The sequence below is a fragment of the Streptomyces sp. CB03234 genome (assembly GCF_001905885.1).
In the GTDB taxonomy this organism is placed as follows: domain Bacteria; phylum Actinomycetota; class Actinomycetes; order Streptomycetales; family Streptomycetaceae; genus Streptomyces.
The window spans coordinates 838857-864901 of the sequence record NZ_LIYH01000002.1 but is presented as its reverse complement, the minus strand read 5'-3'; the positions used below and the strand labels follow the sequence as shown (position 1 = coordinate 864901).

The window sequence follows — 26045 nt, the reverse complement described above, 5'->3', positions numbered from 1 at the left end:
CCGGGCCCGGGAAGGGGCGGCTCAGTGGTCGGAGTAGCTGAAGTCGCCGACGGTCCAGCCGCTGACGTCCTCGATGGCCACCCGGTACATCCCGCCCGTCTCGGGGATCCCGATGTTGCCCTGCAGGATCCGGGCGACGTGGAAGTGCAGATGCGTGGGCGGCTTGTCGGGGCCCGGCCGGTCGGCGGCGAAGACACCGGAGAAGGGGCCGAGGCGGTCCGAATCCCGCAGGACCTCCGACACCCGCTGCCGCCACACGGCTTCGGGGGCCAACCGCCCGGTGATGACAGCGCCGCCGATGACCACGGTCAGCGACATCTGGGTGCTCTGCTCGGACTCGACCTTGGTGGCGATGTCAGTGAGGAGTTCATCAGCGTTCGACATGAGAGCCGATTCTATTCACCGGCCGGGACGGGGGACGCGTCGGTGACCGAGGCGAGGTACGCGGCCGTCTTGTCCGGGTCGTAGAAGAAGCTCTCGAAGTCGGCCGGGTCGTTGAAGCCGTTCGCGAATCGGTTGGCGACCGGGGGGAGCTGGCCGGCGGCGCCGATGAGGTTCAGGACGTGCTCCGGGGGGACGCCGAGCATGGCGTTGGTCCACTTGGTGACGTGCTGGGCGGTGTCCCAGTAGCGGTCGAAGGTCTGCCGCATCCAGGCCTCGTCGAACGGCTTGTCGCCGTGCTCGGTGATCGACGCGAGGTACGACGCCGCGCACTTGGACGCCGAGTTGGAGCCCTGGCCTGTGATCGGGTCGTTGGCGACGACGACGTCCGCGACGCCGAGGACCAGGCCACCGCCGGGGAGGCGGCCGATGGGGTTGCGTACGGTCGGGGCGTACCGGCCGGACAGGGTGCCGTTGGCGTCGGTCAGCTCCACCTTGGTGGCCCGCGCGTACTCCCAGGGCAGGAACTTCTCCATCAGCTCCAGCGTCAGCGCCAGGTGCTCGGAGGGGTCCTTGACGCCCTGGAAGACGTCGAGCGGGCCGCCCGGGATGCCTTCCCAGAAGAGGATGTCGGCGCGGCCGGTGGTGGTGAGGGTCGGCATGATGAACATCTCGCCGACGCCCGGCACCAGGTTGCAGCGGACCGCCTCGACGTCCGGGTGCTCGGGGCGCGGGCCGAGCCCGTGCACGTACGCGACGGCCAGCGCGCGCTGCGGCTCGCTGTACGGGGAGCGGGACGCGTCCCTGCCGAACATCGACACCAGCTCGCCCTTGCCCGCCGAGACGAGCACCAGGTCGTACGTACGGGAGAAGTAGTCCAGGTCGGAGACCGCCGCGCCGTGGATGACGAGCTGGCCGCCGCGCTGCGCGAAGGTCTCCATCCAGCCGGCCATCTTCACCCGCTGGTCGACGGACTGGGCGTACCCGTCCAGCGTGCCCAGCCAGTCGATCAACCTCTGCGACTCCGGCCCGGCGACGGAGACGCCGAGGCCCTCGATCTTCGGGGCCTGGGACTCCCAGAAGTTGATGCCGAGGTCCCGCTCGTGCTGGAGCGCCGTGTGGAACATGCACTGCGTGGACATGACCCGGCCGGACCGGATCTCGTCCGCCGTGCGGTTGGACATCAGGGTGACCTCGTACCCCTGCGACTGGAGGCCGAGGGCGAGCTGGAGTCCGGACTGCCCGGCTCCGACGATGAGTATCTTCCGCATCGAAGGTCTCTTTTCCTTACTCAGGGGTGGTTTCGAGGGCGCGGGCGACCAGCGCCAGCAGCGACTCGACCACCGTGATCCGCTTCCGGGCGTCCATGATCACGATCGGTACGTCCTTGGGCACCGTGAGCGCCTCGCGGACGTCCTCGGGCTCGAACAGCTCGGTGCCCTCGAAGTGGTTGACCGCCACGACGTACGGCAGGCCGCAGCTCTCGAAGTAGTCGAGCGCCGGGAAGCAGTCGGTCAGCCGCCGCGTGTCGGCCATGACGATGGCGCCGATCGCGCCGCGCACCAGGTCGTCCCACATGAACCAGAACCGCTGCTGTCCGGGCGTACCGAAGAGGTACAGGACGAGGTCGTCGTCGAGCGTGATGCGCCCGAAGTCCATGGCGACGGTGGTGGTGAGCTTGTCGGGCGTCGCGGTGAGGTCGTCGGTCTCCTCGCTCGCCTGCGTCATCAGCGCTTCGGTCTGCAGCGGCGTGATCTCGGAGACGGACCCGACGAAGGTCGTCTTGCCGACGCCGAAGCCGCCCGCGACCACGACCTTCGTCGCGATGGGGGCGCGGGTGTGGTCGAGCTGCCAGGACCGGACCTCTTCCTGGGGTTCGTCCACCGGTATCTCAGAGACGGCGGAGGCCACTCAGCACCCTTTCGAGCAGTGCGCGGTCGGGCTGGCCGGTGCCGTGACCGGTCCCGTACACGCGGATCCTTCCCTGGTCCGCCAGGTCGCTGAGCAGCACCCGGACGACTCCCAGCGGCATCTTCAGCAGCGCGGAGATCTCCGCCACCGTACGCATACGGCGGCAGATCTCGACGATGGCCCGCATCTCGGGCATGACGCGGGACGCGAGGCTGCCGTTGGTCAGCTCCTTGCGCTCCTCGGGCGCTTCGAGCGCGGCGACGAACGTCTCGACGAGCAGGACGTGCCCGAAGCGGGTGCGGCCGCCGGTGAGCGAGTAGGGGCGGACGCGGGCGGGCCGCCGTCCGCCGCCCCGGACCGGCAGCCGGCCGGCGGCGGATGCGGAGGTCATTCGGCACTCTCCATCGACTTGCGCAGCTCGCTGCGGAGTTCGGGCGTGAGTACGTGTCCGGCGCGGCCCACGAAGAGCGCCATGTGGTACCCGACGACGCTCATGTCGCAGTCGGGCGTGGCGTGCACGCCGAGCAGCGAGCCGTCGCTGATCGACGTCACGAAGACGCTGCCCTCCTCCATGGCGACCATCGTCTGCTTGACGTTGCCGCCGTCCATGAGCTTGGCGGCGCCGATGGTGAGGCTGCCGATGCCCGAGACGATGGTGGCGAGGTCGGCGCTGGAGCCGCGGGGACCGTCGGACCGGGCCGCGGCCGCCGGGGCCTTGCCCTTCCGGTCGGCCGGGTCGGAGGAGAGCAGCATCAGCCCGTCGGACGAGACGACGGCTACGGAGCGGACTCCTGGCACCTCCTCGACGAGGTTGCCGAGCAGCCAGTGCAGGTTCTTGGCCTCGCTGCTCAGTCCGAACGGTGCGGTGCCGGTCGTACTGCCGGTCGTCGCAGTCAACTGCGTGCCTCCTCGACTGTGTCCCCCGTCTCTTCGGTACGTACCGCTTCCACCTGCTGGGTGCTCTCCGCGATCTCGGCCTCGGCGTCGCGGCGGCCCTCCTTGGCGCCCTGGTGGAACCCGCCGAGCCGGCGCCGCAGCGCCTCGGCGTCGACCCCGCCCTTGCGCCCGGCGGGCGGCGCGGAGTGTTCCACCACCTTGGGCGTCCGCTTGGGCAGCCCCTTGTCGGTCACCCGCTCCCACTTGGGCTCGCGGGCACGCGGCGCGTCCCCGTCCCGCGCCTCCTGCGCGTCGGCCCGTTCATGCGCCTCGGCGGCGCGGTCGAGGTCGGGCGCGCCCCCCTGCCCGGCCGCCGTCTCCGCCCCGGGCGCGGGCCGGGACGCGGGCTCGGCTCCCGGCCGGTGCGCCGGGTCGGGCTCGTCCTCCGGACCGGGCGCCGGGTCGGGCTCGGCTCCCGGCTCCGGCTCTCGCGGGGCGCGGACCTGAAGCGTGGTCTCGGGCGCGGGGTGCCCGGCGTGGGCGTCCGGCTCGGGCGTGGCCTGCGCGGGCGCGTCACCGGCGTGGGCGTCCGGCGTGGGCGCGTGCTCGGCGTGGGCGTCCCGCGCCGGGGCGCCCGGCGCGGGGTCGGCCCCGGCAGGGGCGTCCTGCGCCGGGACGTCGCCCGCGAGGGTGTGCCCGGCAGGGGTGCCGGTCTCGGTCCCGGTCTCGGCGGCCCCGTGCTCGGCGGCGGTGGTCGGCGCGGGGACGTCCTCGGCAAGGGTGCCGGTCTCGGCGGCCCCGTGCTCGGAGGCGTCCTGCGTGGGCGCGGCCGGGGCCGGGGCGCCCTCCGTGGAGGTGCCCTTGGCGCGGAGGGTGGCTTCGGCGGCGGCGACCAGGGGGTCGCGGGGCGTGCGGGAGCCGGGGAGGGTGTTGGAGTTGGCCTCGGCGACCGAGCCGGGGAGGTTCAGCGTGGGGGCCGTGCCCGCGACGGTGACCGACGGGGGCAGGGCGGCCGGCGGGGCTTCGGGGAGCAGGGCGGAGGGGAGGACGACGACGGCCGTCACGCCGCCCTGCTTGTGCTCGCGCAGCTGGACCCGTACCCCGTGCCGCGCCGCGAGCAGCGCGGTCACCCGGATGCCGAGGCCCTCGCCGTCCCGGTCGGCGTCGGACTGGGACTCCGTCTCCGGGCCGGCCAGGCGGGCGTTCAGCTCGGCGAGCCTGCCCTCCGTCATCCCTATGCCCTCGTCCTCGACGGAGAGCATCACCTCGCCGCTCTCCAGCAGCCAGCCGGAGAGCTGGACTTTCGCGTCCGGCGGCGAGAAGGACGTGGCGTTCTCCAGCAGCTCGGCCAGCAGGTGCGAGAGGTCGTCGGCGGCGAACCCGGCCACGTACGCGTGCGGCGGCAGCGACTGGATGGTGACCCGCTCGTACCGCTCGATCTCGCTGACGGCGGCGCGCAGCACGTCGACCAGCGGGACCGGGCCCTGGTGGGCGTGGTTGTGCTCGTGTCCGGCGAGGACGAGCAGGTTCTCGCTGTGCCGCCGCATGACCGTGGCCATGTGGTCGAGCTTGAAGAGCGTGGCGAGCCGCTCCGGGTCCTGCTCGCGCTCCTCCAGCTTCTCGATGACGGCGAGCTGCCGTTCGACGAGCCCGAGCGTACGGAGGGAGAGGTTGACGAAGGTGTGGTGGACGCTGCCGCGCAGCGCTTCGAGCTCGGTGGTGAGCTCGGCGGTCCGTTCACCGATTTCGGCGCGGACGCCCGCCAGCTCGGCGGTCAGGGCCTCGCGGGCGGCGACGGCGTCGGTGCGCTCGGCGTCGAGCCGCTCGGCGCGGGCACCGAGGTCGAGGAGCTTGCCGTGCAGGGTGTTGAGGGACCGTACGACCTGGGCGAACTCGTCGTTGCGGCCGGTGTAGCGGACCGGCTCCTCCGTCTCGGGCGCGGCAGCGAGCCGGGCGGCACCGATACGCAGCACGGCGAGCGGCTGGGTGAGGGTGCGGGCGACGGCGGTCGAGACGCCGATCGCGATGAGCAGGCAGCCGCCGAGGAGCGCGATGCGCAGTTCGAGCGCGGTGACGTCGTCGTCGCGCAGCTGCTCCATGCGCCGCACTTCGCCGGTGGCGAGGGAGGACTCGACGCCCCGCATCTGCTCGATACGGGCGGTGAGGGTGGCCCGGAGCTTCTCCTGGTCGGTCCTGCGGTCGCCGTCGGACAGTTCGGGCCGGTCGGTGAGGCGCGCGAGGTACGCCTCGGCGCTCTTGACCTCGGGGCCGGTGACCGTGGCGGCGAGGGAGTCGCGGGCGGCGGGCGGGGCGGCCTGGTCGAAGTCGGCGAGGGCGGCCTGTTCGCGGACGCGGGCCGCTTGCGCGGCGGCGCTGAGGGCGCCGCGCGTACGGTCGGCCTCATCCCCGGCGGGGTCCTCGGGCTCGACGTACTGGCCGGTGACGGGGTCGTAGACGAGGCCGGTGTTCTTCTTGCCGGGGACGGCGAGCGCGCCGAGGAGCAGGCCGCGGGTGGCGGAGGCCTGGTCGACGGCGCGGCCGAGTTCGGCGAGGGCGCGGGTACCGGCGCCCGCGTCGGCGGCGCGGGCGGGGGTCTTGTCGGCGAGTTCGGCGGAGAGGGCCTGGAGCTTGTCGATGACGTCGGTGTACGCCCGGTAGGCCTCCATGGCGGTGCCCTTGCCGGTGAGGGCGGTGCGCCGGACGGCGGGCAGTCCCGCGAGCTCGCGGCGGAGGTCGGCGGGCGCCTCGGCGTGGATCTCGTCGATCTGCCGGTCGACGCGGGCGCGGTGGGCGGCGTCGATGCCTGGGGCGGCGCCCTTGTCCGAGGGCTCGCCGCGCTGGTCGCCGTTGGCGCCGCCCTGGTCGCCCCCGTCCGAGGGCTCGCCCTCCTTGGTGCCCCGTCCCGCGGCGATGTACGCGGTGACCTCGTCACGCTCGTCCGCGAGGGAGTGCGCGAGGGTGACCGCCTGCCGGTTGAGTTCGGCGAGGGTCACCAGCCGCTGGGAGTCGGTGAGGTCGCCGGAGGCGGTGAGGACGGCCGGGGCTCCGGCTCCTATGACGGTGATCCCGACCAGCGCGACGCCGGCGACGAGCCGGCTGCGTACGCGTACGCCGCGGCCGCCCGGTGTCTGGGGATCGCCGGGAGTCTCACTGCGCTTCTGCACCGGTGCTCACATTCTTGAACTCGTCCGCCCATGAAGCAGAGGTGACGACCGCTCACGCAGGCGAACAGCCCCCCGACCCCTGGTACGGCCTCGACCATTCCAGCGCTTTTGTTGAGGGAGGCACACGTCGGCCACTCCGCCACCCGAACGAGTGAACAACACTCCTGAGTTGGCGAACAACTCTCCCGGGCACATGCCCCGGCGACACGCGGGGCGACGGGTTGAAAGATCCGCTCGGGCTTTGGCAGGATGCCCGCCCGCATCTTGCCGGAGGACCGGATTCCGCCGTTACGCGCTTTCTGACCTGCCGGTACAGGCCAAGTCCCGCCGTCCGTGGGCCCTGTGAAGAAGTCATGCAGACTGGGCCCCATGCACACCGAGATCTCCTCCGTCCCGGGCGCGCCGGAACGCCCCAATGAGGACTGGGCTTCCGTGGCGGTTCCCGCGTCCGGCCAGGGCGGCACGCTCGTACTGCTGGACGGGGTCACACCCCCGCTCGACGACGACGGTTGTGAGCATTCGGTGCCCTGGTTCACCGCGAGACTCGGGGGCGCGCTGACCGAACTGTCCGGTTCACGCCCGGACCTGACGTTGACCGGGATCCTGTCGGAGGCAATTCGGCGCACGGCCGACGCCCACCGCGACACGTGTGACCTTTCTCACGCGCGTACGCCCCAGGCGACGGTGGTCCTGGCGCGCTGGGGCGCGGAGCGCGTCGAGTACCTCGTGCTGGCCGACTCGGTGCTGCTGCTGCGGTCGCCGGAGGGGGCGGTCCGTGCGGTGGTGGACGACCGGCTCGACCGGCTGCCGCCCGGCTCGCTGGCCTCCCACGCGATCACGGACGCGACCGTGCGGAACAAGGAGGGCGGTTTCTTCACGGCGGCGGCCGACCCGTCGGTGGCGGCCCGCGCGGTCACGGGCAGCGCCCCGGCGTCCGAGGTGCGGGCCCTGGTCGCGATGTCGGACGGGGCGACGCGCTGGACGGAGGTGTTCGGGATGGGCGACTGGGCGGACTGCTTCGCGGTGGTGGCCAAGGAGGGCCCGCGCGGGCTGATCGCCCGGGTGCGGGAGCTGGAGGCGTCGCCCTCGTACGCGTACCGCTGGAAGCGGCACGACGACGCGACGGTGGTGTACGTCGAGGTCCAGTGACCCGGGCGTCGCCTCCCTCACCGCGTCAGGGGCGGCAGACGTCCGTCGCGGTGACCGCGCCTCCAGGTCCACCGCAGGCTCCCCGGCCGCTGATGCCGGAGGTGATGCCGTCGCCGACGCGCTGCCAGTCGGTCTCATGGGCGGGGGTGCGGGCGTGGGCGGCGGTGGCGGTGCCGGGCGCGATGAGCACGGCGCCCGCGAGGGCCGCGCCGAGAACGTTCCTGATCATCGGTCGATGACGGGGCGGCGGGCGCTCTTCCGGCCACCATGGGCCGGGTGTCGACTCCCCGAAAGGTGGTCAGCTCTCCGCCGGGGTGTTGAGCTGGTGCAGCAGCCGGGCCAGTTCGGCGACCTCGGCCCGGTCCCAGCCGGCGAGCTTGCGTACGTAACGGGCGCGGCGGGCGTCGCGTACGCGGCGGAAGCGGCCGCGGCCCTCGTCGGTGAGGCGTACGAGGGAGGCGCGGCCGTCGGCGGGGTCGGGGTCGCGGGCGACGAGCCCGAGGTCCTCCAGGGCGCGCAGCTGGCGGCTCATGGTGGCCTTGCCGACGCCGAAGTACGCGGCGAGTTCGGTGGCGCGCTGGGTGCCGGCCTCCTCCAGGCGGACGAGCAGGCCGTAGGCGGCCGGTTCGAGGTCGGGGTGGACCTCGCGGGCCATTTCGCCGGACGAGGCGCGGGCGCGGCGCAGGAAGACAGCCAATTCACGCTCCAGGGCAAGGAATTCCTCGTCCACTTCGGCGTCATTCCCCGTACGGCTTTGCTGCACGTCAGCACCCCTCGCGCGCTTTCTTCGGCTGTGAAAGTGGTTTTCGGCGGCGGCCATTGCCGCAGCTCGACCAGTATTTCGCAGGCATAGACCAACGGCGGCACCGAACCCCTCTTCCGGGGGCCGCTTCTGCGTGCGTGGCGACATGGCGTCAACAGCCGCCGGTGGGCCTCATCCGGGCAGCGCGACGGTGAGGTCCACCTCGACGAGCTGCCCGGTGAAGCCGAGCTGGGCCACCCCCAGCAACGTACTGGCGCTGGTGAACGCGCCCCCGAGCACCGACCGGGTGAGCCGCTCCCACGCGCCCGCGAGGACGGCCTGGTCCGCGCTGCGTACGTAGATGACGGACCGCACGACGTCCTCCGGGCGGGCGCCCACGGCCTTCAGCGCCTCCAGCGCGTTGGCCGCGACCTGGTCGATCTGCGCGCCGACATCGCCCTCCCCCACCAGCGTCCCGGCCTCGTCCAGCGGGCACTGCCCCGCCAGATGTGCCGTTCGGCCGGCTTCCACCACCGTGATGTGGTGGTACCCGGGCGTCGGGTGCAGCCGCTCGGGGTTGATCCGGGTGATCCGCCGCGTTGTCTCGGTCATGGCGGGGAGTCTGCCGAACGGCCGGCGGTGTCGCACCGCGATTACGCCCGAACCCCCCGGCGCGGACGGGCGCCGGGGGGTCGGCAGGGGAGGCCTCAGCCGCAGCGGCCGGCCGGGCGGGTACGGGTGACGAGGTTCGTCCAGCCCGTCGTGCCGTCGATCCAGACCACCCGGGTGCCTTCGAGCGCCGCCGGGGAGAGCTGCTCGCCGCGGTTGCAGGAGACGCGGTCCTTGCGGGTGCCGTCGGTGGTCAGCTGCCAGTTCTTCGGCAGGGTCTCGTTGCGGTACGACGTGTCCGGCAGGGACGCGTTGACCGTGACCGCCGACTCCGAGACCGTCAGGTCGGCCGCGATCAGCGCGCCCGGCTTGCCCTCGGCACTGATGTCGTACGCGCCGGTGCCGTCGAGGTTCGCGCGGCGGATGCCCATCCGGCCGCCGTCGGCGATGTTCTCGTCGGTGAGCCAGAAGACGTGGCGGCCGTTGAGGCCGGTCTGCCCCAGGGTCTGCGGCTCGTCCAGCCGCTCGGTCAGGGTCTTCTTGCCGGTCCTCGGATCGAGGAGCTCCACGCCGAGCCGGTACTCACCGTCCTCCGGGTACAGCTTGGCGTACGCGATCCTGCCGTGGGCGAGGGACGGGAGCCCGGTCAGGACGTCGTCGTCGCCACCGTCCACGTACGTGGGCGTGACGTCGCCCGGCCGCAGGTGGACGACGTGGCGGGTGAACAGGCCGAGCGTCTCGAAGACCGTCACCCCGTTCTCGACCCGCAGCCCGGAGACGTCCGACGTCGTGGACGCGTACAGCTTCTTGATGGGCCCGCCCGCGATCGGCCGGGACAGGACGTCCACGCTCGTCGCACCGTACGCCGCCCAGACGACGGTCTTTCCGTCCGTGGCCGGGTGGACGTGGTAGCGGCCGTCGTTGGGGCTGATGAGCTTCGGGGCGCCCGTGCCGTCCGCACGGCCGGCGTAGACGGAGTACGGCTCGGTGCCGTCGTCGTTGGACTGGGAGACCGTCCACCAGCCGCCGCCCGCCTGCACACCGGTGCCGGTGGTGTTCAGCTTGCCCAGCAGCTCGTCGGAGTCGACGCCCAGCGCCTCCTCCCAGCCCGCGACGATGCCGTGGGCGTTGAAGGAACGCTTGGCGGCGTTCAGCGCTTGCCCGGTGACGCCCAGGTCCTTGGCGGCGGCGAGGACCGCGTTGCGGCCGTCGGTGAAGCCGTCCAGCGGGGTCATGTACTCGGTCAGCGCCTTGTACACGATCCGGTCGGCCTGCTCGGCTCCCAGGTCATGGCGCATGTCCCACAGCGCGCCGGAGAAGACGGTCGAGTTGAGGTGCACGCCGCCGTTGTCGGTGCCGAACGTGGCACCGAGGAAGTCCTTGGACGTGGTGGCGCCGTCGTTGAGGTCGCGCAGCGCGCAGGCGCGGGGCGTGGCCTTGCGGCACAGGTCCTCGCCGATGAGGCCCGAGTCCGGGTGGTCCATCGCCGTGCCGGACTGCGTGACGTCGATGGCGTTGCCGAAGTAGTCGGCGACGGCCTCGTTGAGGGCGCCGGACTGGCCCGCGTAGACCAGGTTGGCGGTGTTCTCCACGACGCCGTGGGTCATCTCGTGCCCGACCACGTCGAGGTCGGCGGAGAGCGGCTTGTACTCGCGGTCGCCGGAGCCGTACACCATCTTGGTGCCGTCCCAGAAGGCGTTGACGTACGGCAGGCCGAACTGGGTCACGCCCACGAGTGAGTTGACCGCCGAGCCGCGTCCGTCGAGGCCGTCCCTGGCGTGGTGCTTCTTGTAGTAGTCGTAGACCTGCCCGGCCGCCCAGTGCGCGTCCACCGCGCCCGCGTCGGTGGCGTCCTTGCCGAACTCCGCGCCGGCCGAGCCGAACTCCCTGAGGTCGGCCGGCCAGCCGCCCAGCACGTCGTAGACGTCCTTGTCACGCGCGTCCCACGTGGTGAGCGCGGCCTTGCTGCCGTCCGCCATCCGGGCCCGGTCGGCCAGCACGTACCGGCCGTCCGCGGCCTTGCTGACGTTGAGGTCCACCTTGGCGCCGTTGAGCAGCGTGCCACTGCCGACGGTCCCGGTGCCCGGGTCGGCCGGGGCGTCCGCCTTCTTCACGGCCGTCCCCGTCGCGGCCTTCGGCGGCGTGAGCGTCTTGATACCGCTGAACTGCAGCACCGGGAACCCGGCCCGCGCGTCCACGTACACATGCTGGAGCACCGGCCCGCCGGTCGCCGGATGCGTCCCGCGTACGGTCACGTGGTACGTCAGCAGGCCCTCGCCGCGCGGGATGACGACGAGGCCCCCGGCGGTGCCGTGCAGGGGCGCGGTCTTCTTCGCGTCGTCCTTGGAGAGCCGGTGGCCGCCGAGCCGCCTCTGCGTCGCGGTGACCGCGCGGCGTACCGCCACGTCCTTGGCCACGGCCGGGGTCACCCCGGTCGTGAGGTCCGTGAAGTACTTGCCGGACGTGCCGGTGACGACCCGTTCACCGCCCTTGTTCTCCATCCGCACCACGTACTGCCCGCCGAGCACGGGCACGCCCTGGTGCTTCTGCTGGAGCCGTACGGTCTCCTCCGCGCCGCGCTTCAGCGTCTGTACGGGGGCGAGATCACGCCCCGGTTCGGCGATCTTGTAACGGCTCTCCTTGGCGGCCAGGTGCCCCCGCGCCGCGTCCGCCGGGCTCGCCTTCGCGTCCGCCGCCTCCCGGATGCCGTCGACGAGCGCGGGGGTCGCGGTGCGCGCCCCCGGGATGACGTCGGCGGGCGGTTCGGTGGCCGGCGGGGTCGCCGCCGACGCCGGAACCGCGGTGATCAGGAGCCCGGCGGCGGCGAGCAGCGCCGCTCCCCGGGCCCCCGCCCGTATGCCGGGCCTGCTGGGTTTGCGCACAGTCCGTACCCCTCCCACGTGCTGGTCAGCCGTTCAGGTGGTCATGGCCATGCAAGCGGTGAGGGGTCAAAGGGACAACGGATCAAGGGGGTTGAGAAGTGGACACGCACACTTGTGTGGCCTGTGAAGGCGGAGTGAGAATCCGACGCATGATCCAGGGAGAACTGACCACTCTCGGCCTGGGCAGGACCGAGGAGCGCGCCTACGAGGCGCTGCTGAGGGAACAGGCGGACGGGGCGGACGATCTGGCGCGGCTGCTGGACCTGCCGCGCGAGCGGCTGGACGCGGCGCTGGACCGGCTCGTCGAGCACGGTTTCGCCCGGCCGCCCGATCCGTCGTCCGACGAGGGTGACGCGCTGCCGCACCCGGCCGCGCCCGCCGCCGCGATCCGTACGCTCATCCACCGCCGCCAGGCCGAACTGCACCTGAAGTCGGCGGAGCTGGCGCGGTTACGGATGGCGGCCGACCGGCTGGTGGGGGACGACGGCGAGCCGGGTACGAGCGGCGGGGGCGTGGAGGTGGTGACGGGGCGGCGGGCGATCGCCGAACGCGTGGACCGGCTGCTGGCCGCCGCCGAGCGGGAGGTGGTGATCCTCGACCGGCCGCCGTTCACCTCGCCGGACGTCGGCGCGCTGCTGGCCCGGGGCGTGGAGGTACGGGCCGTGCTGGACCGGGCCGGGCTGACGGATCCGGCGCGGACGCGGGCGCTGTCCTGCCTGGCGGGGCGGGGGCTGCGGGTACGGGTCGCCGGGGACGTCCCGGCGAAGCTGCTCGCCGTGGACCGGCGGGTCACGCTGCTGCCGCCGACCGACGCGGCCGGTCCGAGGGCGTCCGCGCTGGTGGTCGGCGACGGGCTGCTGTGCGGGGCGCTGGTGCCGCTGTTCGAGACCGTGTGGGAGCGGGCCACGCCGCTGGGCGCGGAGGACGACGGGACGGGCGCGCTGCCCGGGCCGCAGCGGGAGTTGCTGGGGCTGCTCGCGGCGGGGCTCAAGGACGAGGCGATCGCCCGCCGCCTGGGCGTCCATGTGCACACGGCGCGGCGGCGGATCAGCCGGCTGCTGGAGTCGCTGGGCGCCCGGACGCGGTTCCAGGCGGGGGCGCGGGCGTCGTCGCGCGGATGGCTGGATGACTGAGCGGGCGTGACCATGGGCAAGGATGGGGCCCATGCGCTGCAAGAGGCCGTTGCCGTGGACCGTCGCCTGGGTCGTCGCCTGGATCGTCGCCGTCCTGACCACCGCCACCGCGTGCGGGGGGCCGTCCCATTCCGCCCCGCGCCCGGACGCCGAGGGCCCGGCGGGCAAGCCGCCGGCGCCGCAGCGGTCCGCGGCGCCCTCGACCGGGCTGCCGTCGGTCGGGGTGCTGCTCGACGAGGACGGCCACTGGTGCACGGCGAGCGTGGTGGACAGCCCGAAGGGCAACGTCGTCGCGACCGCCGCGCACTGTGTGTACGCGGACGGCGCGGCGAGCTCCGACTTCTCGTTCGCCCCGGCGTACCGGGGCAGCGCCGGCAACCCGGCCCCGTACGGCACGTGGAAGGTGCGTACGGTGCAGGTGGCCGACGCGTGGAAGGCCGCCGGCGACGACGCGGACGCGCATGACTACGCCTTCCTGACGCTGGCCCCGGACAGCCGGGGCCGCCAGGTGCAGCAGGTGGTGGGCGCGGCGCCGCCGGAGTGGGCGTCCGGTCCGCAGCGCCGCGTGACGGTCGTCGGCTACCCCAACAAGGACCACAACCCGGCCGACGGCCCCATCTCCTGCACCACGGACACCCGGCGGGACCCGGACCTGGCCGGCTCGATGGTGATGGAGTGCGACGGCTTCTTCGACGGCACGAGCGGCAGCCCATGGCTCGCGGACGGCCGCCTGATCGGCGTACTGAGCGGCGGGGACACGGACACGGAATCGACGGCGGTGCTCTTCGACGCGCGGACGCGCGCACTGTACGACCGGGCGGTCGAGGCCTCCGGTACGTGACCCACCCCGCGCGCCGCACGGCACGGGCCCCGGGCACTGGGCCCACGCCGCACGGCACGGGCCCCGGGCGATGGGCCCTCGCCCGCGCGCCCACCGCGCCGGGCGTCGCGGAGCCCCGCCACGCGCGTGGGCGCGACGGGACTCACCGGGACGGGCCCCCGGCGGCGGGCCCCACGCGGCAGGCGAACCACGGAAGCCCGGCCTGCGGCCGCCCCCGACGCGCCCGGGCGCCCCGCGCGGGACCGAATCCGGATGGGACGCCCCAAGCCGCCGCCCCGGTCGCCGACCGGGGCGGGTGCCCGGCCAAAGCCGGTCGCCGACTCCGGCGAAAGACCGGCCCCGAGGCGGGCACCCGGCTTGCGGAACGAGCGCCCCGGCCAGAGCCGGTCGCTGACCCGCCGGGAAGCCGGGCCGGGCGTCGGTCCCGGCCCGGGGCGGACGCCCGGCCCGGGACCCGCGCCCGCACGTGGCCGGGGGCGGGGCGTCCGGGGCGGGGTCAGGCCGCGACGGGGGCGGACGCCGGGGTCGTCGTCGCGGGTGAGAGGGCCAGCTCCAGGACCTGGCGGACGTCCGTGACCGGGTGGACGTCCAGCTTGTCGAGGATCTCGGCCGGGACGTCGTCCAGGTCGGCCTCGTTCCGCTTGGGGATCACGACCGTGGTGATGCCCGCCCGGTGCGCGGCCAGCAGCTTCTGCTTGACGCCGCCGATCGGCAGCACCCGCCCGGTCAGGGAGACCTCGCCGGTCATCGCCACGTCCGTACGGACCAGGCGGCCGCTCAGCAGGGAGGCGAGGGCGGTCGTCATCGTGATGCCCGCGCTCGGGCCGTCCTTGGGCACCGCGCCGGCCGGGAAGTGGATGTGCACGCCCCGGTCCTTCAGCCCGGTGACGGGCAGCTCCAGTTCGGCGCCGTGGGAGCGCAGGAAGCTCAGGGCGATCTGCGCGGACTCCTTCATCACGTCCCCGAGCTGGCCGGTCAGCGTCAGACCCGCCGCGCCGGTCTCCGGGTCGGCCAGCGACGCCTCCACGAACAGCACGTCACCGCCCGCGCCGGTGACCGCGAGTCCGGTGGCGACGCCGGGCACGGCGGTGCGGCGCTCGGCCGGGTCCTGGGCGGACTCGGGCACGTGGTGCGGCCGCCCGATGAGCCCGCGCAGGTCGCCCTCGCCGATGGTGACGGGCAGTTCCCGCTCGCCCAGTTCGTGCTTCGCGGCGACCTTGCGCAGCAGCCGGGCGATCGACCGCTCCAGGTTCCGTACGCCCGCCTCGCGGGTGTACTCGCCCGCGAGCTTGCGCAGCGCCGACTCGTCCAGCGTCACCTCGCCGCTCTCCAGGCCCGCCCGCTCCAGCTGGCGCGGCACCAGGTGGTCCCGGGCGATGACGACCTTCTCGTCCTCGGTGTAGCCGTCGAGCCTGACGATCTCCATCCGGTCGGCGAGCGCCTCGGGGATGGCCTCCAGGACGTTGGCGGTGGCGAGGAAGACCACGTCGGACAGGTCGAGTTCGACCTCCAGGTAGTGGTCGCGGAAGGTGTGGTTCTGCGCCGGGTCGAGGACCTCCAGCAGCGCCGCCGCCGGGTCGCCCCGGAAGTCGGAGCCGACCTTGTCGATCTCGTCGAGCAGGACCACCGGGTTCATCGACCCGGCCTCCTTGATCGCCCGCACGATCCGGCCGGGCAGGGCGCCCACGTACGTACGCCGGTGGCCCCGGATCTCCGCCTCGTCGCGTACGCCGCCGAGGGCGACCCGCACGAACTTCCGGCCCATCGCGTGCGCCACCGACTCGCCCAGCGACGTCTTGCCGACGCCGGGCGGGCCGACCAGCGCCAGCACCGCACCGCCGCGCCGCCCGCCGACGACGCCCAGACCGCGGTCGGCGCGCCGCTTGCGTACCGCGAGGTACTCGGTGATGCGCTCCTTCACGTCCTCCAGGCCGGCGTGTTCGGCGTCGAGGACCTCCTTGGCGCCCTTGATGTCGTAGCTGTCCTCGGTGCGCTCGTTCCACGGCATCTCCAGGACCGTGTCGAGCCAGGTGCGGATCCAGGCGGTCTCCGGGTTCTGGTCGCTGGACCGCTCCAGCTTGTCGACCTCCTTGAGAGCGGCCTCGCGCACCTTCTCGGGGAGGTCGGCGGCCTCGACGCGGGCCCGGTAGTCGTCGGACTCCTCGCCCTCCTTCTCGCCGTTGAGCTCGCGCAGCTCCTTGCGTACGGCTTCGAGCTGGCGGCGCAGCAGGAACTCCCGCTGCTGCTTGTCGACGCCTTCCTGGACGTCCTTGGCGATGGACTCGGCGACGTCCTGCTCGGCGAGGTGGTCGCGCAGCTGCTCGGTGGCGAGCTTCAGGCGGGCCACCGGGTCCTCGGTCTCCAGCAGCTCGACCTTCTGGGCGACGGTCAGGAAGGGCGAGTAGCCGGAGTTGTCGGCGAGCGCGGAGACGCCGTCGATCTGCTGGACCCGGTCCACGACCTGCCAGGCGCCGCGCTTCTTGAGCCAGCTGGTGGCGAGCGCCTTGTACTCCTTCACAAGATCGGTGATCTGCCCCGGCAGCGGGTCGGGCACCGACTCCTCGACGGCGGTGCCCTCGACCCACAGGGCGGCACCCGGGCCGGTCGTACCGGCGCCGATCTTCACGCGGCCACGGCCGCGGATGAGCGCGCCGGGGTCGCCGTCGGAGAGCCGCCCGACCTGCTCCACGGTGCCGAGGACGCCGATCCCCGCGTACGTCCCGTCGATGCGCGGCACCAGCAGGACCTTGGGCTTGCCCTGCGTCCCCGAGGACCGCGCGGCGGCCTGGGCGGCCTCCACCGCGGCTCGTACCTCGGAGTCGGACAGGTCCAGCGGCACCACCATCCCGGGCAGCACGACCTCGTCGTCGAGCGGCAGCACGGGCAGGGTGAGCGGTGTGGACGTCGAAGCCATGATCTCCCCTTCGGCAGTCAAGTTGAGCTGTACACACTCAATGCTTATGACTGCTGCGGTGTTCCCCACGCGTGTTCGCTCTGAGCGATCAACCTCTCGCAGCGTGGAGCGGGCAGAGTGGGGCGCATGCTGAACGAGGACGGGACGCTGGCACGCGAGGGCGCGCTCGACCGCGTACCGGAAGCCTTCGCCCCGGTGGTCGGCGCCGCCCGCGTACGGATCGGGAAGGTCTTCGGCCCCACGCGTCTGCACAGCGCCTACCTGTACGGCAGCATTCCGCGCGGCACCGCCACGCCCGGCGTCTCGGACCTGGACCTGCTGGTGGTGCTGCGCGAGGAGCCGACGGACGCCGACCGGGACGCGGTCGCGGACCTGGGGGCGGAGCTGGACCGCCGCTTCCCGCAGATCGACGGCGCCGCGGTCCTGCTGGCCGGCGTACGCGCGGTACTGAGCGAGCTGGAACGGCACGACCTCGGGTTCTTCGTCGCCTGCCTGTGCACCCCCCTGCTGGGCGAGGACCTCGCCGGGCGACTGCCCCGCTATCGGCCCACCTCGCTGCTCGCCCGCGAGACCAACGGAGACCTGGCGCTGCTGCTGCCGCGCTGGCGGCAGCGGGCGGCCGCCGCCACGACGGCCGCGGAGCGCGGGCGGCTCGGCCGGTGGGTGGGCCGTCATCTCGTACGTACCGGCTTCACTCTGGTCATGCCGCACTGGGGCGACTGGACGAGCGACCTGAAGGAGATGGCGGAGGTGTTCGGCGGCTACTACCCGCGGCGGGCGGCGCAGATGCGGACGGCCGTGGCGGTGGGGCGCGGCGGGGCGGCGGACGCGGATCCGGCCGTGCTGGGCACGCTCATCGACGACATGGGCCCGTGGCTGGCGGCCGAGTACCGGGCGGTGCACGGCGTGAAGGCGCCCCGGCCGTGAAACAGCTCCGGCTCGTCGCTCCGGGCGGGGGCGACGAGCCGGAGAGCGGCGGGCTCAGTCCTCGTTCACGAACTCGCAGTTCGTGGCGGTGTCGTCGCCCGGGTCCGTGAAGACCGTGTCCGACCCGCCACCACAGGTCACGACCTCGTCGCCGCCGCCACCGTCCCTGACGTTGATCGTGTCGCTGCCGGAGTTGGTCGACACGGTGTCACTGCCGGATCCGGCGTCGATCGTGGCGTTCCGCGCCACCTGCACGGTCGCGGTGTCGTTGCCGTCACGGAGTGTGGCACTGAGCCGGGAGACACCGCTGAGGGTGCCGCACCTGGCTTCGGTGGGGTCGTTGTTCCACCGGACGCACCCTGGTCCCGGCGTGATGCCGTCGAGGTCCTCGACATGCAGATAGGAACCGACCGCGAAGAAGCGGACGCGGTTCCGCACCTCGCCGGCGTCCCCTCCGTCGCGTGCGCCGACCGAGACGTGTCCGAAGCTCCGGACCACCGTGGAGGCCGCCGGCTGCGCGGACGCGGGTGAGGCGACCATCAGCGGCAGTGCCAGGCCCGCGACCACGGCCGGGATGGCCAGTCGCTTCAGGGTGCTGCTCGTGATCTTCATGCTCTGTTCTCTCTCCTTGGGGCGAAGAGGGCGCCGCGACCGGCCACCCGGCGTCAGTGAAGCAGCGCGTGACCAGGCATGCACCATTTGTCATACTTTCGCGGGGCAAGAGGGTGTACGCACCGGTTCTTCCGGGGCCGGGACCGTACGGGCCAGGCGCGCCGAGCCGTCAGGCGCGCCGAGCCGTCAGGCCCAGCAACGGCCGGCAGCCGACACCGACCAGCAGCGCCAGCGGGTGGCCCCAGTCGGTGAGCGGGTCCTCGAAGGCCACCAGGTCATGGAGCAGCATCGCCGACACCCACGCCAGCACGATGCCGCGCGCCACCGGGGTGAGCAGCCCGGCCAGGGCGCCGACGGACGCCATCAGCCCGAAACTGATGCCGTAGTCGAGCCGGTGCAGGGACGAGTCCGGCAGGTGACCGGCCAGCACGGCCAGCCCGACGGGGATCTCCGTGGCGAGCGTCGCCACCACATGACCCACCAGGAACACGGCGGCCGCCCGCCACGCCCCGATGCGGCGCTCCAGCGCCGTCAGGACGAACACGAACCCGATGGCGTACGGCGAGAACAGTCCGCCCGCCACCCACAGCGCGCTGGCGACCAGGACGAGCAGCGGCGTACGCGTCAGATGGGCGACGTCGGTACTGGAGGCGCGCAGCAGTCGCGCGACGGTGTCGGGGTCGCCGTACTCGGCGAAGAGCGAGGTGGCGACCAGGACGAGGGTGTACCCGAAGGTGAACGGTGTCCCGGTGGGCGTGGGCAGCAGCCGCGCCGCCCGCCGCCACCTGGCAGCGGTACGGGTCGTCACGGAGACCGTGGCGGTGGCGGCGGGCGCGGTGACCTCATCGGCTCCGGTGACCTCATGGGCTCCGGCGACCGGCTCGCCGACCGCCCGGCCCTCGGCGGCCGTGACCGGACCGGCGGCCGTGGCCCGACCGGCGGCCGTGCGCTGCGCCGGGATGGCCTTCAGCAGCCCGACGCCGTCACTCGTCCCACGCGTCCGGAGCTGAGGCACCGCGAGGCCGCCCTTCCTCTTGTTCGACAAACCCCCAGCACACTCCCCCGGCTCAACCTTGCCCCAGCCGACACGATCATGTGCGGCCCGGTCCATGACATAGGTCACAGCGACGGGCCCGCCCCTCGCTACGCTGAGGATCATGGCTGTGACGACACACGCGCGAACACCCCTGACGCTCGACCGCCGTGAGGGCCCGTACGGCGAGGTGGTGCTGCGCCGGCGCGGCGAGGACTTCGAGATCATCGCCAACGGCACCTTCCTGATGGACACCTCCGACGGCCGGTCCGAACGGCTGCTCGTCGACGCCGCCCTCCGCGCGCTCGGAACCCGGCCGCACCCCTCCGTGCTCGTCGGCGGGCTCGGGGTCGGGTTCTCGCTGGCGCACGCGGCCGGCCAGCCCGCCTGGGGGCGTATCGCGGTCGTCGAGCGGGAGGAGGCGATCATCGACTGGCACCGCGAGGGCCCGCTCGCCCGGATCTCCGGCGAGGCGCTCGCCGATCCCCGCACGGTGCTGGTGCACGACGACCTCGTCGCGTACGTCCACAGCTCCCCCGACACGTTCGACGCGCTGTGCCTGGACATCGACAACGGCCCCGGCTGGACCGTCACGGAGGACAACGACAGCCTCTACTCACCGGCCGGTCTGGCGGCCTGCGCGGCCCGGCTGAACCCCGGCGGAGTCCTCGCCGTGTGGTCCGCCCAGCCGTCCGCCGATTTCGAAGAGTCATTGCGGAATGCCGGGTTCAGCGGGGTAAGAACCGAAGAGGTCCCCGTTGCCCGGGGCGTACCGGACGTGGTCCACCTCGCTGTTCGCCCTGCGTAGCCGGGACGCGGTCGGTGCCTTTACGCTGCTGACCGAACACACGGATCTACACGCTCGCGCAGGACGCGACAGGGGCGGGGCGATGGAGCAGACACACACCAGCCACAACGGCACGGCGGTCGCGCCGGGTACACAGCGCCGCGTGCTGGTCGTCGAGGACGACACCACCATCGTCGAGGCCATCTCCGCCCGGTTGCGGGCCGAGGGCTTCCTGGTGCAGACGGCCACCGACGGCCCGGCGGCCGTGGACGCGGCCGAGGCGTGGCAGCCGGACCTGATGGTCCTCGACGTCATGCTGCCGGGCTTCGACGGCCTGGAGGTCTGCCGCCGGGTGCAGGCCCAGCGGCCGGTGCCGGTGCTGATGCTGACGGCCCGCGACGACGAGACCGACATGCTCGTCGGCCTCGGGGTCGGCGCGGACGACTACATGACCAAGCCGTTCTCGATGCGGGAGCTCGCGGCGCGGGTGCACGTCCTGCTGCGGCGCGTCGAGCGGGCGGCGCTGGCCGCCGTCACGCCGCGCAGCGGCATCCTGCGGCTCGGCGAGCTGGAGATCGACCACGCGCAGCGGCGCGTACGGGTCAAGGGCGAGGACGTCCATCTCACGCCGACCGAGTTCGACCTGCTGGTCTGCCTGGCGAACACCCCCCGCGCGGTCCTCTCCCGCGAGCAGCTGCTCGCGGAGGTGTGGGACTGGGCGGACGCGTCGGGCACCCGGACCGTGGACAGCCACATCAAGGCGCTGCGCCGCAAGATCGGAGCCGAGCGGATCCGTACGGTGCACGGTGTCGGTTACGCCCTGGAGACGCCCGCGCCATGAGATCGCTCCGGTCCCGGCTGCGCTCGGTCTCGATCTCGATCAAGACCAAACTGGGCACCCTCGTCGTCGTGTCGGTCTTCATCACGACCGGCCTGCTGATGGTGGCCCTGCGCACGGAGACCGAGCTGCGCTTCATCACCGTCTTCTCGGTGATCGCCACGCTGCTGATCACCCAGTTCGTGGCGCACGGCCTGACCGCGCCGCTGGACGAGATGAACACGGTCGCGAAGTCCATCTCGCACGGTGACTACACCCGCCGGGTGCGCGGCGCCGACCGCCGGGACGAGCTGGGCGACCTGGCCTCCACGATCAACCGCATGGCCGACGACCTGGAGGCGGTGGACCGGCACCGCAAGGAGCTGGTGGCGAATGTCTCGCACGAGCTGCGTACGCCGATCGCGGCGCTGCGCGCGGTGCTGGAGAACGTCGTGGACGGCGTCTCGGCCGCCGATCCGGAGACCATGCGCACCGCGCTGAAGCAGACCGAGCGGCTGGGCCGGCTGGTGGAGACGCTGCTGGACCTGTCACGGCTGGACAACGGTGTCGTACCGCTCCGGTCGCGGCGCTTCGAGGTGTGGCCGTACCTGTCGGGCGTGCTGAAGGAGGCCAATCTGGCCGCCGCGCAGCGCGGGCTGGGGTCCAATTCGGGCAGCCACACCCGTACGGATGTGCATCTGCACCTGGACGTGTCGCCGCCCGAGCTGACGGCGCACGCGGACAGCGAGCGGCTGCACCAGGTGGTGGCGAACCTGATCGACAACGCCGTGAAGCACTCACCGCCGCACGGCCGGGTGACGGTACGGGCCCGGCGCGGGCCGCTGCCGGAGTCGCTGAACCTGGAAGTGGTGGACGAGGGGCCGGGCATCCCGGAGTCCGAGCGGCACAAGGTCTTCGAGCGGTTCAACCGGGGCAGCGTCCCGGCACCGCACGGTCCCGGCAGCGACGGCGGTACGGGACTGGGCCTGGCGATCGCCCGCTGGGCGGTCGATCTGCACGGCGGGCGCATCGGGGTGGCCGAATCCGCACGTGGATGCCGTATTCAGGTCACCCTTCCAGGGATCCCTCAGCAGCGCGGTTGACGTAGGGTTCGAACCGGAAGGGCTCGTTCTGCGTAGAGACAGGCAGGACGTGGCCGAGGGTGTGCGCCGGCAGGGGCCGCAGCCGCGCTGTCCCCTACCCAATCGCAGGGCAACCACGCTTGTTTCCCGCCATTTCCAGCGCCGAAACACATCTCCAGATGTGATCTACGCGACGATGGAGCGCCCGGTCTGCACGTCCCGGCCAGGGAGGCGTAGCCTTTATTTCCGCTGTCCATCACCTTGTGAAGCGGAAGAGGGCGGTTGCCGCCGTGTCGTCTCAGTCCCCCAGTAACTCGAGTATCTCGACCGACCAAGACGGGCAGGGTCCTTCGAACCCTGCCGCCGCGTTCGGTGCCAATGAGTGGCTCGTCGACGAGATCTACCAGCAGTACCTCCAGGACCCGAATTCGGTCGACCGTGCCTGGTGGGACTTCTTCGCCGACTACAAGCCGGGCGCCGCGTCCGGCTCGGCGGACAAGCCCGCGGGCGAGGGTGCCGTAGCCGCGGGGGCTGCGAATACCGCGCCCCCCGCCCAGGCCCCGGCTCAGGCCCAGCCCCAGGCCCCGGCCCCCCCGGCGCAGCCGGCAGCAGCGGCACCCGCACAGGCCGCTGCCGCCCAGGCTCCCGCCGCCAAGGCCCCGGCGCCCGCCACCCCGGCCCCCGCCGCGAAGCCCGCGTCCGCACCCGCGCCCGCGCCCGCCGCCAAGGCGGAGCCCAAGGCCGCCCCCGCCGCCCCCGCCGGCCCCGAGTACGTGCCGCTGCGCGGCCCGGCCGCCGCGGTCGCCAAGAACATGAACGCCTCGCTGGAGCTGCCGACCGCCACCTCGGTCCGCGCCGTCCCGGTGAAGCTGCTGTTCGACAACCGCATCGTCATCAACAACCACCTCAAGCGCGCCCGCGGCGGGAAGATCTCCTTCACACACCTCATCGGGTACGCGATGGTGCAGGCCATCAAGGCCATGCCGTCGATGAACTACTCCTACGGGGAGAAGGACGGCAAGCCGGTCCTGGTCAAGCCGGAGCACGTCAACTTCGGCCTCGCCATCGACCTGGTCAAGCCCAACGGCGAGCGCCAGCTGGTCGTCGCGGGCATCAAGAAGGCCGAGACGCTCGGCTTCTTCGAGTTCTGGCAGGCGTACGAGGACATCGTCCGCCGCGCCCGCAACAACAAGCTGACGATGGACGACTTCACCGGCGTCACCGTCTCGCTGACCAACCCCGGCGGCCTCGGCACCGTCCACTCCGTGCCGCGTCTGATGCCCGGTCAGTCGGTCATCATGGGCGTCGGCTCGATGGACTACCCGGCCGAGTTCCAGGGCACCTCGCAGGACACCCTGAACAAGCTGGGCATCTCCAAGGTGATGACCCTCACCTCGACGTACGACCACCGGGTCATCCAGGGTGCCGCGTCGGGCGAGTTCCTCCGTATCGTCGCGAACTTCCTGCTCGGCGAGAACGGCTTCTACGACGACATCTTCGAGTCGCTGCGCATCCCCTACGAGCCGGTCCGCTGGCTCAAGGACATCGACGCGTCGCACGACGACGACGTCACCAAGGCCGCGCGGGTCTTCGAGCTGATCCACTCCTACCGGGTCCGCGGCCACGTCATGGCCGACACCGACCCGCTGGAGTACCGCCAGCGCAAGCACCCCGACCTGGACATCACCGAGCACGGCCTGACGCTCTGGGACCTGGAGCGGGAGTTCGCCGTCGGCGGCTTCGGCGGCAAGTCCATGATGAAGCTGCGCGACATCCTCGGCGTGCTGCGCGACTCGTACTGCCGCACCACCGGCATCGAGTTCATGCACATCCAGGACCCCAAGCAGCGCAAGTGGATCCAGGACCGCGTCGAGCGCCCGCACTCCAAGCCGGAGCGCGAGGAGCAGCTGCGGATCCTGCGCCGCCTCAACGCCGCCGAGGCGTTCGAGACGTTCCTGCAGACCAAGTACGTCGGGCAGAAGCGGTTCTCGCTGGAGGGCGGCGAGTCCGTCATCCCGCTGCTGGACGCGGTCATCGACTCCGCCGCCGAGTCCCGCCTCGACGAGGTCGTCATCGGCATGGCCCACCGCGGCCGCCTCAACGTCCTCGCGAACATCGTCGGCAAGTCGTACGCGCAGATCTTCCGCGAGTTCGAGGGCAACCTCGACCCGAAGTCGATGCACGGCTCCGGCGACGTGAAGTACCACCTGGGCGCCGAGGGCACCTTCACCGGCCTGGACGGCGAGCAGATCAAGGTCTCGCTGGTCGCCAACCCCTCGCACCTGGAGGCGGTCGACCCGGTCCTGGAGGGTGTCGTCCGCGCCAAGCAGGACGTCATCAACAAGGGCGGCACGGACTTCACCGTCCTGCCCGTCGCCCTGCACGGTGACGCGGCCTTCGCCGGCCAGGGTGTCGTCGCCGAGACGCTCAACATGTCGCAGCTGCGCGGCTACCGCACCGGCGGCACGGTCCACATCGTCATCAACAACCAGGTCGGCTTCACCGCCGCCCCGGAGTCGTCGCGTTCGTCGATGTACGCGACCGACGTGGCCCGCATGATCGAGGCGCCGATCTTCCATGTGAACGGCGACGACCCGGAGGCCGTGGTCCGCGTGGCGCGGCTCGCCTTCGAGTTCCGCCAGACGTTCAACAAGGACGTCGTGATCGACCTCATCTGCTACCGCCGCCGCGGTCACAACGAGGGCGACAACCCGCAGTTCACCAACCCGCAGATGTACAGCCTGATCGACAAGAAGCGCTCGGTGCGCAAGCTCTACACCGAGTCGCTGATCGGCCGCGGCGACATCACGCTGGAGGAGGCGGAGCAGGCGCTCCAGGACTTCCAGGGCCAGCTGGAGAAGGTGTTCGCGGAGGTCCGCGAGGCCACCTCGCAGCCCGGCCCGGCGCAGAGCCCGGAGGCCCAGGCCGAGTTCCCGGTCGCCGTCACCACCGCGGTCTCCCAGGAGATCGTGAAGCGGATCGCCGAGTCGCAGGTCAACATCCCCGACCGGATCACCGTCCACCCGCGTCTGATGCCGCAGCTCCAGCGCCGCGCGGCCTCGGTCGAGGACGGCACGATCGACTGGGGCATGGGCGAGACCCTCGCCATCGGCTCGCTGCTGATGGAGGGCACCCCGGTCCGGCTCGCCGGCCAGGACACCCGCCGCGGCACCTTCGGCCAGCGCCACGCGGTGCTGGTGGACCAGGAGACCGGCGAGGACTACACCCCGCTGCAGTACCTCTCCGAGGACCAGGCCCGCTACAACGTCTACGACTCGCTGCTCAGCGAGTACGCGGCGATGGGCTTCGAGTACGGCTACTCGCTGGCCCGGCCCGAGTCGCTGGTGATGTGGGAGGCCCAGTTCGGTGACTTCGTCAACGGCGCGCAGACCGTCGTGGACGAGTTCATCTCCTCGGCCGAGCAGAAGTGGGGCCAGACCTCCGGCGTCACGCTGCTGCTGCCGCACGGCTACGAGGGCCAGGGCCCGGACCACTCCTCGGCCCGCCCGGAGCGCTTCCTCCAGCTGTGCGCGCAGAACAACATGACGGTCGCCATGCCGACCCTGCCGTCGAACTACTTCCACCTCCTGCGGTGGCAGGTGCACAACCCGCACCACAAGCCGCTGATCGTCTTCACCCCGAAGTCGATGCTGCGCCTGAAGGCCGCCGCGTCGAAGGCGGAGGAGTTCACCACCGGCGGCTTCCGCCCGGTGATCGGTGACGAGTCGGTGGAGGCGAACGCGGTCCGCAAGGTCGTCTTCTGCTCCGGCAAGGTCTACTACGACCTGGAGGCCGAGCGTCAGAAGCGCGGCGTCACGGACACGGCGATCATCCGCCTCGAGCGCCTCTACCCGCTGCCGGGTGCGGAGCTCCAGGCCGAGATCTCCAAGTACCCGAACGCCGAGAAGTACCTGTGGGCCCAGGAGGAGCCGGCGAACCAGGGTGCCTGGCCGTTCATCGCGCTCAACCTGATCGACCACCTCGACCTGGCGGTCGGCGCGGACATCCCGCACGGCGAGCGCCTGCGCCGCATCTCGCGGCCGCACAGCTCGTCGCCGGCGGTGGGTTCGAAGAAGCGCCACGAGGCCGAGCAGGCCCAGCTGGTGGCCGAGGTCTTCGACGCCTGACCGGCGGTCGTACGAGTCGGAGGGCCCGGCGCGCATCTCAGGATGCGGGCCGGGCCCT

The 26045-nt window shown here is 72.4% G+C and carries 21 protein-coding genes; 8 read left to right on the top strand and 13 right to left on the bottom strand.

The window, feature by feature from the left end; translation table 11 throughout:
• Nucleotides 1–21: 21 nt before the first annotated feature.
• The 6 genes from AMK26_RS10895 to AMK26_RS10870 are packed head-to-tail and all read right to left on the bottom strand — an operon-like array spanning nucleotide 22 to nucleotide 6332.
• Nucleotides 22–384 (bottom strand): hypothetical protein, encoded by a 363-nt coding sequence (locus AMK26_RS10895; protein ID WP_073754310.1) that lies wholly within the window; start codon nucleotides 382–384, stop codon nucleotides 22–24.
• A gap of 11 nt (nucleotides 385–395) precedes the next feature.
• Nucleotides 396–1652 carry a styrene monooxygenase/indole monooxygenase family protein gene (locus tag AMK26_RS10890; protein WP_073754309.1) on the bottom strand — a complete coding sequence of 419 codons (1257 nt, stop codon included), beginning with the start codon at nucleotides 1650–1652 and terminating at the stop codon, nucleotides 396–398.
• 16 nt (nucleotides 1653–1668) lie between these two features.
• The gene (locus tag AMK26_RS10885; protein ID WP_073754308.1) at nucleotides 1669–2292 is read right to left on the bottom strand and encodes a GTP-binding protein; all 624 of its coding nucleotides are present in this window, start codon (nucleotides 2290–2292) and stop codon (nucleotides 1669–1671) included.
• On the bottom strand, nucleotides 2273–2683 hold the full coding sequence (locus AMK26_RS10880; RefSeq protein ID WP_073754307.1) for a DUF742 domain-containing protein: 411 nt from the start codon (nucleotides 2681–2683) through the stop codon (nucleotides 2273–2275). The genes AMK26_RS10885 and AMK26_RS10880 overlap by 20 nt, the downstream gene beginning before the upstream one ends.
• Nucleotides 2680–3189, bottom strand: a complete 510-nt coding sequence (locus AMK26_RS10875; RefSeq protein ID WP_073754306.1) for a roadblock/LC7 domain-containing protein — start codon at nucleotides 3187–3189, stop codon at nucleotides 2680–2682. The genes AMK26_RS10880 and AMK26_RS10875 overlap by 4 nt, the downstream gene beginning before the upstream one ends.
• On the bottom strand, nucleotides 3186–6332 hold the full coding sequence (locus AMK26_RS10870; RefSeq protein ID WP_073754305.1) for a nitrate- and nitrite sensing domain-containing protein: 3147 nt from the start codon (nucleotides 6330–6332) through the stop codon (nucleotides 3186–3188). Before AMK26_RS10870 ends, AMK26_RS10875 begins: the two co-directional genes overlap by 4 nt.
• 369 nt (nucleotides 6333–6701) lie before the next feature.
• Here AMK26_RS10870 and AMK26_RS10865 point away from each other — a divergent pair, with 369 nt between their 5' ends.
• On the top strand, nucleotides 6702–7481 hold the full coding sequence (locus tag AMK26_RS10865; protein WP_073754304.1) for a hypothetical protein: 780 nt from the start codon (nucleotides 6702–6704) through the stop codon (nucleotides 7479–7481).
• Between the two features lie 25 nt (nucleotides 7482–7506).
• Here AMK26_RS10865 and AMK26_RS36930 read toward each other — a convergent pair whose 3' ends face one another.
• From AMK26_RS36930 to AMK26_RS10845, 4 genes are all read right to left on the bottom strand, one after another.
• Nucleotides 7507–7710, bottom strand: a complete 204-nt coding sequence (locus AMK26_RS36930) for a hypothetical protein (RefSeq protein WP_073754303.1) — start codon at nucleotides 7708–7710, stop codon at nucleotides 7507–7509.
• Between the two features lie 69 nt (nucleotides 7711–7779).
• On the bottom strand, nucleotides 7780–8211 hold the full coding sequence (locus tag AMK26_RS10855; protein ID WP_198944029.1) for a MarR family winged helix-turn-helix transcriptional regulator: 432 nt from the start codon (nucleotides 8209–8211) through the stop codon (nucleotides 7780–7782).
• Nucleotides 8212–8415: 204 nt separating this feature from the next.
• Nucleotides 8416–8835: a RidA family protein gene (locus tag AMK26_RS10850; RefSeq protein WP_073754301.1), complete on the bottom strand. Its 420-nt coding sequence runs from the start codon at nucleotides 8833–8835 to the stop codon at nucleotides 8416–8418.
• A 95-nt stretch (nucleotides 8836–8930) separates the two neighbouring features.
• Nucleotides 8931–11714: a M4 family metallopeptidase gene (locus AMK26_RS10845; protein ID WP_073754300.1), complete on the bottom strand. Its 2784-nt coding sequence runs from the start codon at nucleotides 11712–11714 to the stop codon at nucleotides 8931–8933.
• 149 nt (nucleotides 11715–11863) lie between these two features.
• On the opposite strand from AMK26_RS10845, the gene AMK26_RS10840 reads away from it, so the two are divergent.
• Complete coding sequence (locus tag AMK26_RS10840) at nucleotides 11864–12847, top strand: helix-turn-helix domain-containing protein (RefSeq protein WP_073754299.1); 984 nt, start codon at nucleotides 11864–11866, stop codon at nucleotides 12845–12847.
• A 31-nt stretch (nucleotides 12848–12878) separates the two neighbouring features.
• Nucleotides 12879–13688, top strand: coding sequence for a trypsin-like serine peptidase (locus AMK26_RS10835; RefSeq protein ID WP_073754298.1), 810 nt, complete (start codon nucleotides 12879–12881; stop codon nucleotides 13686–13688).
• A gap of 496 nt (nucleotides 13689–14184) precedes the next feature.
• Here AMK26_RS10835 and lon read toward each other — a convergent pair whose 3' ends face one another.
• Entirely contained in the window at nucleotides 14185–16602 is a 2418-nt protein-coding gene (gene lon, locus AMK26_RS10830; RefSeq protein ID WP_073754297.1) for an endopeptidase La, read from the bottom strand.
• 126 nt (nucleotides 16603–16728) lie between these two features.
• Between lon and AMK26_RS10825 the strand changes: the two genes are divergently transcribed.
• Nucleotides 16729–17529, top strand: coding sequence for a nucleotidyltransferase domain-containing protein (locus AMK26_RS10825; protein ID WP_073754296.1), 801 nt, complete (start codon nucleotides 16729–16731; stop codon nucleotides 17527–17529).
• Nucleotides 17530–17583: 54 nt separating this feature from the next.
• On the opposite strand, the gene AMK26_RS10820 is transcribed toward AMK26_RS10825, so the two are convergent.
• Together AMK26_RS10820 and AMK26_RS10815 are read right to left on the bottom strand one after the other, a co-directional pair.
• Nucleotides 17584–18141, bottom strand: coding sequence for a hypothetical protein (locus AMK26_RS10820; protein ID WP_073754295.1), 558 nt, complete (start codon nucleotides 18139–18141; stop codon nucleotides 17584–17586).
• A gap of 169 nt (nucleotides 18142–18310) precedes the next feature.
• Nucleotides 18311–19186: a rhomboid-like protein gene (locus AMK26_RS10815; protein ID WP_198944028.1), complete on the bottom strand. Its 876-nt coding sequence runs from the start codon at nucleotides 19184–19186 to the stop codon at nucleotides 18311–18313.
• Between the two features lie 112 nt (nucleotides 19187–19298).
• Here AMK26_RS10815 and AMK26_RS10810 point away from each other — a divergent pair, with 112 nt between their 5' ends.
• The 4 genes from AMK26_RS10810 (at nucleotide 19299) to AMK26_RS10795 (ending at nucleotide 25987) form a co-directional block, all read left to right on the top strand.
• The gene (locus AMK26_RS10810) at nucleotides 19299–19982 is read left to right on the top strand and encodes a spermidine synthase (protein ID WP_073754294.1); all 684 of its coding nucleotides are present in this window, start codon (nucleotides 19299–19301) and stop codon (nucleotides 19980–19982) included.
• A gap of 82 nt (nucleotides 19983–20064) precedes the next feature.
• Nucleotides 20065–20802 (top strand): response regulator transcription factor, encoded by a 738-nt coding sequence (locus AMK26_RS10805; protein ID WP_073754293.1) that lies wholly within the window; start codon nucleotides 20065–20067, stop codon nucleotides 20800–20802.
• Complete coding sequence (locus AMK26_RS10800) at nucleotides 20799–21881, top strand: HAMP domain-containing sensor histidine kinase (RefSeq protein ID WP_073754292.1); 1083 nt, start codon at nucleotides 20799–20801, stop codon at nucleotides 21879–21881. Before AMK26_RS10805 ends, AMK26_RS10800 begins: the two co-directional genes overlap by 4 nt.
• Before the next feature lie 269 nt (nucleotides 21882–22150).
• Complete coding sequence (locus AMK26_RS10795; RefSeq protein ID WP_073754291.1) at nucleotides 22151–25987, top strand: multifunctional oxoglutarate decarboxylase/oxoglutarate dehydrogenase thiamine pyrophosphate-binding subunit/dihydrolipoyllysine-residue succinyltransferase subunit; 3837 nt, start codon at nucleotides 22151–22153, stop codon at nucleotides 25985–25987.
• Nucleotides 25988–26045: the final 58 nt, after the last annotated feature.